Here is an 11,783-nt window from a genome sequence, read left to right as displayed (position 1 = left end):
GATTCGAGACCCACGCCGCTCCCGGGAGGAACCCGTGCCCTACTACCAGTTCACCGTGCCCACCGGCGGGGCGACGCTGCAGCACAAGGCCGAGATCGCCGCGGTGATGACGAAGGTGCACGGCGAGGTGACCGGCGCCCCGTCGTCGTACGTGCAGTGCTCCTTCACCGAGGTCCCCGCGGGGAGCCTGTTTGCCGCGGGCGAGCCCGTGACGGGGCCGCGTCTGGTGGGCCTCATCCGGGCCGGGCGCTCGGAGGAGACGCGCCGCCGTCTGATCGCCGAGATCGCGGAGGCGTGGACGGGGATCACCGGCGACGCGGTGGAGGACCTGGCGATCTTCGTCGTCGAGATGCCGGGCGCCAACGTCATGGAGGGCGGCGTGATCCTGCCCGAGGCCGCGGACGATCCGGGCGCGATCCTCTAGTCCGTGTCGGGGCCGGGTGGCCGGGGCATCCGGCCGCCATGCCGCCGACCGACACCCCGCACCCGCTCGTCCTCACCCTCGGCGACCGGGAGGTCGTCATCCGGCGGCGCTACCAGGCGCTGTCGATCGTCAACGACATCCTCGTGGCGATCTGGTTCCTCGTCGGCAGCATCATGTTCTTCTCCGAGTCCTGGACCTACACGGGCACCTGGTTCTTCGTCGTCGGCAGCGTGGAGCTGCTGATCCGCCCGGTGATCCGGCTGGCCCGGCAGATCCACCTGCAGCGCCTCCCCGGCCACGACGGCCGGTCCGCGACCGAGTCCGAGCACGACTTCTGACGCCGTGCGGACCCTGCGGATCGTCCCGCACCTGCGGAGCTCCGTCGTCGAGGAGATGCCGGCCGACCAGGCGCTGCTCTTCACCTCCGAGCGCCGCGACGCCGACGTCTCCCTGTATGCGGGACGCGACGTCCGTCCGTTCTCGTGGCGCGCCCTGCTCCGGGCCCTGCGTGACCCGGACCTCGAACTCCTCGAGGTCGCCGAGCCGCTGTGGACCGCGGAATGGGTCCGCGCGCTGCGCTACGTGGTGCTCGCCCGCGTCGTCCCCCGACGACGGGCCGGCCGGGTCGCCGTCGCGACCTACGCCATCGAGAACCTCGACGCCCGGGAGCGGCTCCGCCGGCTGCCGCACCGGCCCGTCCTCGGCGCCCTCGCCTCCCGGCTGCTGCTCCTCGCCACGGGAGCCTCGATGCTGCTGCTGGACACCGTCGTCTTCGGGACGACGGGTGCCGCCGACAACCACCGCCGCGCCTTCGGGTGGGCGGTGCGGCGGACACGCCACGCGGTCCTCCCGCCCCGGCTCGGACCGTGCAGCGTGTGCGGGACGGTCGACACGACGGGCCCGCGGGAGCCGACGGTGCTGTTCCTCGGCGCCCCCGGGGAGCGGAAGGGCTTCTCCGTCCTGGTGGCGGCGTGGGAGCGCAGCGGCGCCGCGGCGCGGGGCTGGCGCCTGCTGGTGGCCGACCCGGAGGGCGACCGCGAGCTGGGCGACCTCCCCGACGGGGTCTCGGTGCGGGTCGCGCTCCCACGGGCGGAGATCCACCGCCTGCTGCGCACCGCCGCCGTCGTCGCGATGCCGTCGGTCCGCCGCCCGGGATGGCGGGAGCAGATCGGGCTGCCGCTGGTCGAGGGGCTCGCGCACGGCTGCCGGGTGGTCACCACGACCGAGACCGGTCTCGCCCCGGACCTCGGCGACCACCCCCACGTCGTCCTCACCGCCCCCGGCGACGTCGACGACCTGGCCGCCGGGCTGCACCGTGCGATGGCGCCGTCCGGGCGGTCCGGGACGTCCGGGTACGTCGGCCACACCAAGCGCGACGTCGTGGCGTGGTGGCTCGCTCAGGTCGGCGGGTCGTCCGGACGCTCGCCGTCGTAGAGCCGGCGCAGGATCTCGTCGTCCTCGCGGACCGGCCGGTCACGGTCGAGCCGGCCGAGGACGACCTGCTGCCACACGGCCATCACCGCGTCGTGCGTCGCGGGGCGCAGGGCGTCCTCGACGGCGTCGGACAGCTCGGCCTCGGAACCGGTCGGTCCCGGGACGTCCCGCTCCGGGTCGGGTTCGTGGGTCACGGCCCACCTCCGTCGGTCTCGGACCGTCCAGCATGACCCCACCCCGGGCCGCCGTCGAACCGATCACCCAGCCGGCCGGTTCCGAGAGATAGTTGACGGTTGAACTATGTCGGCCTACCGTCGAGGACGTCGATCCCAGGAGGTCAGCATGAGCACCACCCAGCACCTCGCCGCCGACCGTGCCGCGCTGCGGGCGGAGTTCCTCGCCCCGGCCGACGAGCGGCCCGCCTCCAGCGCACGGGGACTGCACCACACCGCGCTGGTGTCCTCGGACGTGCGCCGGACGATCGAGTTCTACCAGGGGGTCCTCGGCTTCCCCCTGACCGAACTGATCGAGAACCGCGACTACCCCGGGTCGTCGCACTTCTTCTTCGACATCGGCAACCAGAACCTGCTCGCCTTCTTCGACTTCCCGGGGCTCGACCTCGGGCCGTACGCGGAGGTGCTGGGCGGGCTGCACCACGTCGCGATCTCGGTCGACCCCGACCGGTGGGAGCGGCTGCGCGAGGCCCTCACCGCGGCCGGCGTCGAGCACGTGGTGCACAGCGGCGTGTCGATCTACTTCCGCGACCCCGACGGTGCCCGCATCGAGCTCATCGCCGACCCGCTCGGCGAGATGTACGGCGAGGTCGTCCTCTAGACCGTCTCCGGCACCGTCACCGCCGCAGCGTGTCGCCGGGGGAGCCGCCGAAGGTCTGCCGGTAGTACACGGAGAACCGTCCGGGGTGGGCGAAGCCCCAGCGGGCGGCGATGGCGGCGACCGTGTCGCCCCGCGTCGGGTCCGCGCCCTCGAGCTCCCGGTGCGCGGCGTCGAGCCGGACCCGACGGAGGTACTCCAGCGGCGTCTGGTCGCGGTGCCGACGGAAGGCGGCCTGCAGGCCCCGCGGCGTGACGCGGGCGGCGGCCGCCACATCCGCCAGGCCGATGTCCTCGGCCGCGTGCTCCTCGATGTAGGCCACGGCGCGCCGGACCGTCGCGGGCTCGGGGGCCGCGGGAACGGGGGCGACGGGGTCGACCAGGCGGTCGAGGGCGGTGTTCGGGACGGCCAGCACGGTCGCGAGGGCCAGGCTGCGGAAGGCCTCGCCGCGGACCAGGGGTTCGTCGGCCAGGGCGTCGTCGGCCAGGACGTGCTCGGCGATCCAGCGTCGGGTGGCGTCCCAGTAGCGCACGCGCTCGGCCCGTGCCCGGCCCCGTGCCCGGGAGTGGAACCGCACCTGGTGCGGTTCGAGGTCGCTCATCTCCGCGGCGACCCGCGTCAGGGCGGACAGGTCGAGGCGGGCGAAGTCGAACCGCACGTCCTCGGTCAGCTGCTGCTGCGGCCGGTCCGGACGCACCCAGTACAGCTCGTCCGTCGCGAGCACGTGCTGGTACGACCCGTCGTCGTACGAGAGGGAGCCCGCGCGCATGAGGCCGACGAGCAGGGTGTCCTCGCGGAGCACGAACCGGTTCTCGATGAGCCCGCCGTAGTGCAGCGAGTCGAGCCCGAGGCCCCCGGCCTGGACCACCGTCGTCGTGAAGGCGAAGCGGTCGGGTTCGCCGTGCAGGATGGGCACGTGGTCCCCGTAGGCGCCGGCGAGCACGGCGCGGGCCTCCTCGAAGTCGCGCGTGCCGAACGATGCGCGCATCAGGGGAGCCGCCACCTGGGCCACGTCCGAACCTCCTCGCCACCGACCCCGACCGTGCACCGTGACCAGCGATGCTGTCCGAGCCACGTCCGCCCTGTCCAGCCCGCGCAGGGGTTGCCCCCGACATTCGGCGGGGTTCCCGGGCCGCCGGGGTTTCCGCCGGGCCCGGTGTCGGGCACAGGGCGGGCGTGCGTGACGAGGAGTACCGCGCCCTGTCCGAGTGGCTCGCCGAGAGCCCCGCAGGGGTCGGCGCGGAGACGGCCGAGGGGGAGCTGGCCGCCGACTGGCAGCGGTCGGTGACGGCGGCTCGGTGGGCCCGGCTCTCGCCGGCTGCCGGCGCCGCGGGTCGGCCCGCCGCCACCGGCTGAGCGGTCCGGTCGCGCGCGATCCCCTCCCGCGCGGCTCTGGCGCCGGGCCGGGCGGCCCGCGATCATGGGCGCGTGAAGTACGGGGTCGTGCTGTTCGCCACCGACGAGACCATCGCTCCTGCGGCCCTCGGGCCGGCCCTCGAGGAGCGGGGGTTCGAGTCGCTGTTCGTGCCGGAGCACTCGCACATCCCCGCCCGCCGCGAGAGCCCCGCGCCCGGCGGCGGCGACCTGCCGCGCCACTTCTCGCGCACCATCGACGTCTTCGTGACGTTGGCCGTGGTCGCCGCGACCACATCGCGGCTCACCCTGGCGACGGGCGTGGCCCTGCCGGCGGAGCGGGACGTGTTCCACACGGCCAAGCAGGTCGCGAGCCTCGACCTGGTCTCCGGCGGGCGGGCGCTGTTCGGCGTCGGCGCCGGCTGGAACCGCGAGGAGGCCGCCGACCACGGGATCGATCCCCGCAGGCGCGGCCGGATCCTCGACGAGAAGCTCGCCGCGATGGCCCGCATCTGGGCCGACGACGAGGCCGAGTTCCACGGCGAGTACGTCGACTTCGACCCGGTCTGGTGCTGGCCGAAGCCGGTGCAGACCCCGCCGCCGGTCTACGTCGGCGGCGACAGTGACGCCGCGCTGCGCCGGCTGCGCGACCACGGCCAGGGCTGGCTGCCCGACAGCGGTGACGTGGCGTCCTATCGCAAGGTCCGGGCGTGGCTCGACGACGAGGGCCGCCCGGACGTCCCGTTCACGGTCTTCGGTGCCGACGCCGACAGCCTCGACCCGTCCGGCCACGACGAGGTGGGCGTCGACCGGATCACCTTCTGGGTCGACCCGGGCCCCGAGCGCGAGGTGCTGGCCCGGCTCGACGCGATCGCGGAGCGCTGGATCCGCTGATCCCCGTCACCGCAGGAGGGGCGCCACCTGCGCGGCCACGGTGGTGAGGTCCTCGACCCACGTCGCCAGCCGGTCGCGCCGGAAGCGGGCGGTGGGCAGCGCGATCGACAGGGCGGCGCCGCTCGGACCCGGCACTGCGATGCCGATCGCGGTCAGCCCCGGCACCGTGCGCCCGTCGTTGACCGCGAACCCCTGGCGCCGGAAGCGCCGCAGGTCGCGCAGCAGGGCCTCGACGTCGGGCACGGGGGAGCCGGGGCGCCCGTAGCGCGCCCGCACCTCCTCCTCCGGCTGGCCCGCGAGCACTGCCCGGCCGCCCGCCGTCAGGTGCGCCGGCAGCACCTGGCCCGCGCGCCCGGTGACCATCAGCGGGTGCAGGGACTCGGCGGACGCCACGAACCGCACCTCGTCGCCGTCGCGCACCATGGCGTGGGTCGTCTCGGACACCCGCACGGCGAGCGCCTCCAGGTGCGGGAGGGTGGCTTCGCCCTGTGAGTACTTTTCCGTGTCCAAACACGGAAAAGTACTCACAGGGCGAAGCCACCTGGAGGCGCCATGCCGAGGACACGTGAACCCGCCGTCTCGACCCGGGACCGGATGGTCGACAGCGCCGCCGTGCTGCTGCGCGAGTACGGGACGGCGGCCACCACCATCGACGCCGTCCTCGCGCACAGCCACGCCCCGCGGGGCTCGGTCTACCACCATTTCCCCGGCGGCCGGCGTGAGCTGGTCGCGGCCGCGGTGACCCGCTCCGGCGACGCCATCACCGACCGGATCCGCGACTACGTGGCGACCGCGGACTCCCCGGCGGCGATCCTGCGGCGCTTCGCCTCGCTGTGGCGCTCCCGGCTCGTCGCGACGGGCTACCGCGAGGGCTGCGCGCTCGTCGCGGTCGCCGTCGACCACCCGGCCGACGAGCACGAGCTCGCCGAGCTCGTCCGCGGGATCCTCGACGGGTGGGCCGGGGAACTGCGCCGCGGGCTGGTCGCCCAGGGGGTCCCGGACGGGCGGGCCGCCGCGCTCGCGTCCGTCGTCCTCGCGTCGGTCGAGGGTGCGGTCGTCCTCTGCCGGGTGGAGGAGAGCGCGGCGCCGCTCGACGCGGTCGTCGCCGAACTCGAACCGCTCCTGGAGTCGGCGGCGCACCAGACATTGCGGTGAGCCCTGTCGGGTACAGCCGCTCCGGGCGCGGACCCACCGTGCCATTCCGGAGGGAGGACCATGGCAGGCATCGCGGACAAGGTCGACAAGGCCTGGGAGTCCAAGGACATCAACGAGATCGCCGACGCGCCGGTCGACGCGCTGCAGGGCGTCTCCGAGGCCGACGCGAAGCACCTGAAGGACGCGTTCAACATCAAGACCGTGCGGGACCTGGGCACGAACAAGTTCTTCCTCTGGGCCCAGGGGATCGCCAAGCTCGCGGAGTAGGCACGTTCCCGACGGCGGGTCGCGCGACCCGCCGTCGGGACCCGTCAGCTCTCGAGCGGCGTGAGCGCCGGCAGGTTGACCACGATGGCCTCCTGCGTGGTCCGGGAGATGACGACGACGGCGGGTTCGGCCGGGTCGGGGTTCTCCTCGCGGTGGGGCACCCACGGCGGGACGTAGACGTAGTCGCCCGGCGCGGTCTGCAGGATGACCTCCTGCTCACCGTCGTGGAAGACGAAGCGCGGGCGGCCGGAGACGACGTAGATCGAGGTCTCGGACTCGCCGTGGTGGTGGTCGGACGAGGCGGTGTCGGGCGCGACGTGCGTCTCGCCGGTCCAGAGGGCGGACGAGCCGACGGACTTGCCGCTGACGGCCTCGAGCCGGCGCATCCCGCCGGACTGCGCGGTGTCGCCGGTCAGGTCGGCGGACCGCACGAGGTGGACCCGGGTGTGGGCCGGACGGTCCGGGAGGTCGGGGTGGAACGGCTCGGACACGGGGCGGCTCCTGCGGTGCGGTGAGACCCTTCGACGTCGGTGAAGCTACGGCACGAGGCGGGCGTCACCGGGCCGGATCTCGTCAACACGCACCGCCGTCACACCCCGGCGGGCACCCTCGCCGGAGTCGTCGAGGACCGGAGGGGACCGCATGGAGGCCGCCGCGTGGCGCGACGCCGCGTCGCTGCGCACCGCCGCACGTCTGCTCCAGGAGCTGCAGGCGCGGACGCCCGGCGGTGAGTGGGAGGTCGCGGGGCTGCTCGCCTCGCGACCGGAGATCGTGGCCCGGCACGTCGACGGGACCTCCGAGCACGTCGCCGAGACCCGTGCCCGCACCTCGACGTGGATCGCGGCCCTGGCGCCGTCGCTGGCGGCACCGCTGGTGGCGTGGCTGCTGACGACGGCGGACGCGGTCGAGACGGGGCGGGCGTCCGCCGAGGTCGCCGACGCGGCCGCGACGTTCGCCGACGCCGTGACCGACCGGATCGGGCGGCGCTAGGCGGGCAGGACCCGCCGTCGGGATGGTCGTCGACGCGACCACCGCCCGCGGCTCTCGTACCGTGACGATCGTGGCCCGTGGACTCGCCGACCTGTGGAGGGCCGTGTCCGGGCCGCCGATGCGGGCCTGGGAACGGGTCCCGATCCGGGTGCAGGGGCGGATCACCGTCGGGCTGCCGCTGGTGGCGGTCGTGATCTCGGCCTGCCTGGCGCTCAACGGCAACCTGACGCGGGTCGCGATCGAGACCGACATCCAGCGCGAGTTCGAGATGACGGTGGCGCTCGGGAATCTGTCGTCCCTCATGGTGAACGCCGAGACCGGGATGCGGGGCTACCTGCTGACCGGGCAGCAGGAGTTCCTCGAGCCGTTCGCGCAGGCGACGCAGCAGCTGCCGGGGGCCTTCGGGGAGCTGACGGCGCTCGTGTCGGACGAGCCGGGGGAGCGGCCCCGGGACGAGATGTCCGCCCGCCTCCGGGAGCTGGAGTCGTCGGCCGGGCAGCAGATGGCCGACCTGTCGTTCCAGCAGCAGTTCGTCGCCGGCGGGCGCAGCCCCGACGACCCGGAGATCCGTCGGCACCTGGAGTACGGCAAGGGCCTCATGGACCGCATCCGCGCCGAGGTGGCGGACCTCCAGGGCCAGGAACGGGTCCTGCTCGACCGGCGGATCACCGACATCAACGACATCCGCATCCGCGACTACGTCTCGGTCGCCCTCGCGCTGGTCGCCGCGCTGGCCACCCGGTCCCTCGCCTGGTTCCTCTTCCGGCGCGGCATCCCGCGCCGCGTCGACCGGCTCACGACGTGCCTGCGGGGCCGTCGGGAGGGCTCGCCGTCGGAGCTGCCGGAGCCGACGAAGCGGGACCAGATGGGGCAGCTCGAGGTGCTCCGCTCGTGAGCACTCATGGGGGCTATAGGCCCATTGAGTGCTCACGAGCGCGGAGCGCACCCCGGCTTCGCCCCCGCCGTCGCCGACAGCTGCCGCAGCGCGTTGTCGACGACCTCGGTGAGGGCCGGGTGGATCCAGTACGGCCGCCCGGAGAGCGCGGCGGCGTCGATGTCGAAGGTCATGGCCAGGGCCAGCGGCTGGATCAGCGTCGGCGCCTCGGGGCCCATGATGTGCGCGCCCAGGATCCGGCCGGTGCCGCGCTCGGCGAGCACCTTGCAGAACCCGGTCTCGTCCTCCATGGCCCAGCCGTAGGCGACGTCGGCGAAGTCCACCTGCGCCACCTCGTAGTCCAGGCCCTCGTCGCGGCACTGGGCCTCGGTGCGCCCGACGGTGCCGATCTGCGGGCTGGTGAACACCGCGGCGGGGACGAGGCCGTGGTCGACCTCGCGCAGGTCGTCGGGGTGCAGGAGGTTGTGCGTGACGACCTCGGCCTCGCGGTTGGCGACGTGCTTGAGCTGCACCGGGGAGCTGACGTCCCCGAGCGCCCACACCCCGGGGACCGACGTGCGGCCGGCGGCGTCGACGGCCACGCGGCCGTCGTCGTGGGTCTCCAGGCCGGCGGCGTCGACGTCGAGCGAGTCGCCGTTCGGGGCGCGACCGACGACCACGAGCAGGGTGTCGGCCTCGATCGTCGTGTCGTCGTCGAGGACGAGCCGCAGGGCCCCGGGCCTGCCCTCCAGCGCGGTGACCTCGCGGCCGAGGTGGAGCTCGTAGCGCTCGCGCGCGATGTCGGTGAACGCGGCCGACACCGACTCGTCCTGCGGGCCGAGGAGCTGGTCGGCCATGTCGATCATGACGATCTCGCTGCCCGCGGAGTGGAAGACGTGGGCGAGCTCGGCCGCGATGTACCCGCCGCCCAGGACGGCGAGGCGCCGGGGCAGGGAGTCGATCCGCATGATCGTGTCGGAGGTGTGGAACGGCAGCCCCGACTGCTCGATCGGGGGCGGCACCACCGGCCGTGCGCCCGCCGCGATGACGATGCGCTCGGCCTCGATCGCGGCGGACCCGCCGTCGTGCAGGTCGACGACGAGGGTGCGCGGGCCGGTGAAGCGGGCCTCGCCCGCGTACACCGTGATGTTGTCGCTCTCCTCGCGGCCCTTCCGGCCGTCCGCGGCGATCGGGTCGAGGCGGCCGAACACGCGGTCGCGGAGGGCGGGCCAGGCGATGCGGTCGAGCTGCGCGTCGACGTCCCAGGTCGCGGAGTCGCGCACCGTGTCGGCGACCTCCGCGGTGTAGGCCAGCATCTTCGTCGGGATGCAGCCGCGGTTGAGGCAGGTGCCGCCGAACTCGGTGGCCTCGACGATCGCGACGTCGAGGTCCGCGAACTCGTCCGAGACCACCATGTTGCCCGAGCCCGAGCCGATCACCACGAGATCATGTCGCCGCACCGGGTCACCGTAAGTCGCGTTCCGTGAAGCCCGCGCGTTCAAGCCGGGATGTGCGGGACCGGCGGTCCCGGTTATCGTCCGACGGTGCCGTTCCCGCTGCTCGCGACGCCGTTGGAGATCGGACCGGTGCGATTGCGCCACCGGGTGCTCATGGGGTCGATGCACACCGGCTTCGAGGAGCGGCCGGGCGGGCACCGGCGCCTCGCCGAGCTCTACGCCGAGCGGGTGCGCGGCGGCGTCGACCTCATCGTCACCGGCGGGCTCGCCCCGGACGCGCGGGGCCGGCTGCACCCGCTCGCGGCGACCCTGACCCACCGCGCGCAGCTCCGCGGTCACCGGCGGGTGACCGACGCGGTCCACGACGAGGGCGGCCACGTCCTGCTGCAGCTCCTGCACGCGGGGCGCTACGCGTTCCACCCGCTCGCGGTCTCCGCGTCCCGCCGGAAGGCGCCGATCGCCCCGTTCGGGCCGTGGCGGCTCTCCCACCGCGGCGTCGTGCGGACCGTCGAGGCGTTCGCCCGGGCGGCCCGGCTGGCGCGCGAGGCGGGCTACGACGGCGTCGAGATCATGGGGTCCGAGGGCTACCTGATCAACCAGTTCCTCGCCCCCGCGACCAACGGGCGCGACGACGCCTGGGGCGGCTCACCCGCCGCGCGGCGCCGGTTCGCGCTCGCCGTCGTGTCCCGCGTGCGCGAGGAGCTCGGCCCCGACGCCGTGCTCTCCTACCGCATCTCGCTCGCCGACCTCGTCGCCGACGGGCAGACCTGGGACGAGGTGGTCGCCCTCGCCCGCGGGGTCGAGGCGGCGGGCGCGGACCTGCTGAACAGCGGGATCGGCTGGCACGAGTCCCGCGTGCCGACGATCGTCACGTCGGTGCCGCGCGCGGCGTTCACCGACCTCACCGGCCGGCTCCGCCCGCACGTCGGCGTGCCGGTGGTCGCGTCCAACCGCATCAGCACCCCGGCCGACGCGGAGGCCGTGCTGGCCCGCGGCGACGCCGACCTGGTGTCGATGGCGCGGCCGTTCCTCGCCGACCCGGAGTGGGTGGCCAAGGCCGCCGCCGACCGCGCCGACGAGATCAACGTCTGCATCGGCTGCAACCAGGCGTGCCTCGACCGCACCTTCGCGCTGCGCAGCGTCAGCTGCCTGGTCAACCCGCGGGCCGGCCGGGAGACCTCCCTGGTGCTCGCCCCGGCCCGTCGTCGACGCACGGTCGCCGTCGTCGGGGCCGGGCCGGCGGGGCTGGCGGCGGCCGCGGGCCTCGCCGAGCGCGGGCACCGGGTGACGCTCTTCGAGCGCCGCGACCACCTCGGCGGGCAGTTCGACCTCGCCCGACGCATCCCGGGCAAGGAGGAGTTCGCGGAGACGGTCCGGTACTTCGCCGGTCGACTCGAGCGCTCCGGGGTCGAGGTCCGGCTCACGACGAGCCCCGGCGCGGGGGAGCTGGCCGGGTTCGACGACGTCGTGCTCGCCACCGGGGTCCGCCCCCGGTTGCCCGCGATCCCCGGGATCGACCACCCGAGCGTCGTCACCTACGACGAGGCCCTGCGCGACGCCGGCCGCCTCGGCGACCGGGTCGCGGTGATCGGCGCGGGCGGCGTCGGGGTCGACGTGGCCACCTTCCTCACCCACCACGCCGCACCGGACCTCGATGCGTGGCGCGCGGAGTGGGGCGTGGCCGCGCCGTCGTCGTCGGCCCCGCGGGGTGGGCTCGTCGACGCCGCACCCGCGCCGCCGCTCCGGCGGGTCCACCTCGTCCAGCGGCGCCGCACCCGCGTCGGCAAGGACCTCGGCACGACGACGGGGTGGGTCCACCGCGCGGGGCTGCGCGCGAAGGACGTCGACACCGTGACCGGCGCGCGGTACGAGCGCATCGACGACGACGGGCTGCACCTGCGGGTCGGCGACCGCCCCCGCCTCCTGGCCGTCGACACCGTGGTGGTGTGCGCCGGGCAGGAGTCCGTCCGCGACCTGGTCGACGAGCTGTCCGACCGGCACGTCCGGCTGCACGTGATCGGCGGCGCCGACGAGGCCGCCGAGCTCGACGCGGAACGCGCGATCCGGCAGGGGACGGAGCTGGCGGCCGCCCTGTGAGCCGTGG

General features: G+C 74.6%; 16 protein-coding genes. 11 read left to right on the top strand and 5 right to left on the bottom strand.

The features are described 5' to 3' along the window. Positions 1-34 precede the first annotated feature (34 nt). Genes A3CO_RS0112960 through A3CO_RS31960 form a run of 3 tightly spaced genes read left to right on the top strand, consistent with a single transcriptional unit; the run spans position 35 to position 1,858 of the window. Positions 35-424, top strand: coding sequence for a tautomerase family protein (locus tag A3CO_RS0112960; RefSeq protein ID WP_018332682.1), 390 nt, complete (start codon positions 35-37; stop codon positions 422-424). A 38-nt stretch (positions 425-462) separates the two neighbouring features. Beyond that, the gene (locus tag A3CO_RS0112955) at positions 463-762 is read left to right on the top strand and encodes a YrhK family protein (RefSeq protein WP_018332681.1); all 300 of its coding nucleotides are present in this window, start codon (positions 463-465) and stop codon (positions 760-762) included. Between the two features lie 4 nt (positions 763-766). Beyond that, entirely contained in the window at positions 767-1,858 is a 1,092-nt protein-coding gene (locus A3CO_RS31960; RefSeq protein ID WP_051085938.1) for a glycosyltransferase family 4 protein, read from the top strand. Here A3CO_RS31960 and A3CO_RS0112945 read toward each other — a convergent pair. Next, positions 1,822-2,052: a hypothetical protein gene (locus A3CO_RS0112945; RefSeq protein ID WP_018332680.1), complete on the bottom strand. Its 231-nt coding sequence runs from the start codon at positions 2,050-2,052 to the stop codon at positions 1,822-1,824. The two genes, A3CO_RS31960 and A3CO_RS0112945, sit on opposite strands and share 37 nt — an antisense overlap. Positions 2,053-2,200: 148 nt before the next feature. On the opposite strand from A3CO_RS0112945, the gene A3CO_RS0112940 reads away from it, so the two are divergent. Further along, complete coding sequence (locus tag A3CO_RS0112940) at positions 2,201-2,692, top strand: VOC family protein (protein WP_018332679.1); 492 nt, start codon at positions 2,201-2,203, stop codon at positions 2,690-2,692. A gap of 16 nt (positions 2,693-2,708) precedes the next feature. On the opposite strand, the gene A3CO_RS35800 is transcribed toward A3CO_RS0112940, so the two are convergent. Next, positions 2,709-3,677, bottom strand: a complete 969-nt coding sequence (locus A3CO_RS35800; RefSeq protein ID WP_157647511.1) for a helix-turn-helix transcriptional regulator — start codon at positions 3,675-3,677, stop codon at positions 2,709-2,711. 188 nt (positions 3,678-3,865) lie between these two features. Between A3CO_RS35800 and A3CO_RS0112930 the strand changes: the two genes are divergently transcribed. Further along, positions 3,866-4,045: a hypothetical protein gene (locus A3CO_RS0112930; RefSeq protein WP_018332677.1), complete on the top strand. Its 180-nt coding sequence runs from the start codon at positions 3,866-3,868 to the stop codon at positions 4,043-4,045. A gap of 72 nt (positions 4,046-4,117) precedes the next feature. After that, positions 4,118-4,936 (top strand): LLM class F420-dependent oxidoreductase, encoded by an 819-nt coding sequence (locus A3CO_RS0112925; protein ID WP_018332676.1) that lies wholly within the window; start codon positions 4,118-4,120, stop codon positions 4,934-4,936. Between the two features lie 6 nt (positions 4,937-4,942). Here the strand turns inward: A3CO_RS0112925 and A3CO_RS36805 are convergent, their stop codons facing one another. Next, on the bottom strand, positions 4,943-5,446 hold the full coding sequence (locus A3CO_RS36805) for an IclR family transcriptional regulator (protein WP_157647509.1): 504 nt from the start codon (positions 5,444-5,446) through the stop codon (positions 4,943-4,945). A gap of 42 nt (positions 5,447-5,488) precedes the next feature. Here A3CO_RS36805 and A3CO_RS0112915 point away from each other — a divergent pair, with 42 nt between their 5' ends. After that, positions 5,489-6,091, top strand: a complete 603-nt coding sequence (locus tag A3CO_RS0112915; protein ID WP_026204560.1) for a TetR/AcrR family transcriptional regulator — start codon at positions 5,489-5,491, stop codon at positions 6,089-6,091. A 60-nt stretch (positions 6,092-6,151) separates the two neighbouring features. Next, complete coding sequence (locus A3CO_RS0112910) at positions 6,152-6,358, top strand: hypothetical protein (RefSeq protein WP_018332673.1); 207 nt, start codon at positions 6,152-6,154, stop codon at positions 6,356-6,358. A 44-nt stretch (positions 6,359-6,402) separates the two neighbouring features. On the opposite strand, the gene A3CO_RS0112905 is transcribed toward A3CO_RS0112910, so the two are convergent. Beyond that, positions 6,403-6,849 (bottom strand): cupin domain-containing protein, encoded by a 447-nt coding sequence (locus A3CO_RS0112905; protein ID WP_018332672.1) that lies wholly within the window; start codon positions 6,847-6,849, stop codon positions 6,403-6,405. Positions 6,850-7,000: 151 nt separating this feature from the next. Here A3CO_RS0112905 and A3CO_RS31945 point away from each other — a divergent pair, with 151 nt between their 5' ends. Together A3CO_RS31945 and A3CO_RS0112895 are read left to right on the top strand one after the other, a co-directional pair. Next, positions 7,001-7,348, top strand: coding sequence for a hypothetical protein (locus A3CO_RS31945; protein ID WP_018332671.1), 348 nt, complete (start codon positions 7,001-7,003; stop codon positions 7,346-7,348). A gap of 70 nt (positions 7,349-7,418) precedes the next feature. After that, the gene (locus A3CO_RS0112895; protein ID WP_157647507.1) at positions 7,419-8,243 is read left to right on the top strand and encodes a CHASE3 domain-containing protein; all 825 of its coding nucleotides are present in this window, start codon (positions 7,419-7,421) and stop codon (positions 8,241-8,243) included. A 32-nt stretch (positions 8,244-8,275) separates the two neighbouring features. On the opposite strand, the gene A3CO_RS31940 is transcribed toward A3CO_RS0112895, so the two are convergent. Next, a complete protein-coding gene (locus A3CO_RS31940; RefSeq protein WP_051085937.1) occupies positions 8,276-9,682 on the bottom strand; it encodes a mycothione reductase in 1,407 nt (468 codons plus the stop codon). A gap of 84 nt (positions 9,683-9,766) precedes the next feature. Between A3CO_RS31940 and A3CO_RS0112885 the strand changes: the two genes are divergently transcribed. Further along, positions 9,767-11,776, top strand: a complete 2,010-nt coding sequence (locus A3CO_RS0112885) for an FAD-dependent oxidoreductase (protein ID WP_018332668.1) — start codon at positions 9,767-9,769, stop codon at positions 11,774-11,776. Positions 11,777-11,783: the final 7 nt, after the last annotated feature.

The organism is Actinomycetospora chiangmaiensis DSM 45062, from assembly GCF_000379625.1.
GTDB lineage: Bacteria > Actinomycetota > Actinomycetes > Mycobacteriales > Pseudonocardiaceae > Actinomycetospora > Actinomycetospora chiangmaiensis.
Note: the sequence above shows the minus strand (reverse complement) of the source record. Positions and strands in the feature narration are given on the sequence as shown.

What these genes read in the sequence shown, in the direction of transcription:
- A3CO_RS31945 (WP_018332671.1), top strand. Translation starts at nt 7,001, where the DNA reads ATGGAGGCCGCCGCGTGGCGCGACGCCGCGTCGCTGCGCACCGCCGCA.
- A3CO_RS35800 (WP_157647511.1), bottom strand. Translation starts at nt 3,677, where the DNA reads ATGCGCGCATCGTTCGGCACGCGCGACTTCGAGGAGGCCCGCGCCGTG.
- A3CO_RS0112940 (WP_018332679.1), top strand. Translation starts at nt 2,201, where the DNA reads ATGAGCACCACCCAGCACCTCGCCGCCGACCGTGCCGCGCTGCGGGCG.
- A3CO_RS0112955 (WP_018332681.1), top strand. Translation starts at nt 463, where the DNA reads ATGCCGCCGACCGACACCCCGCACCCGCTCGTCCTCACCCTCGGCGAC.
- A3CO_RS0112910 (WP_018332673.1), top strand. Translation starts at nt 6,152, where the DNA reads ATGGCAGGCATCGCGGACAAGGTCGACAAGGCCTGGGAGTCCAAGGAC.
- A3CO_RS0112915 (WP_026204560.1), top strand. Translation starts at nt 5,489, where the DNA reads ATGCCGAGGACACGTGAACCCGCCGTCTCGACCCGGGACCGGATGGTC.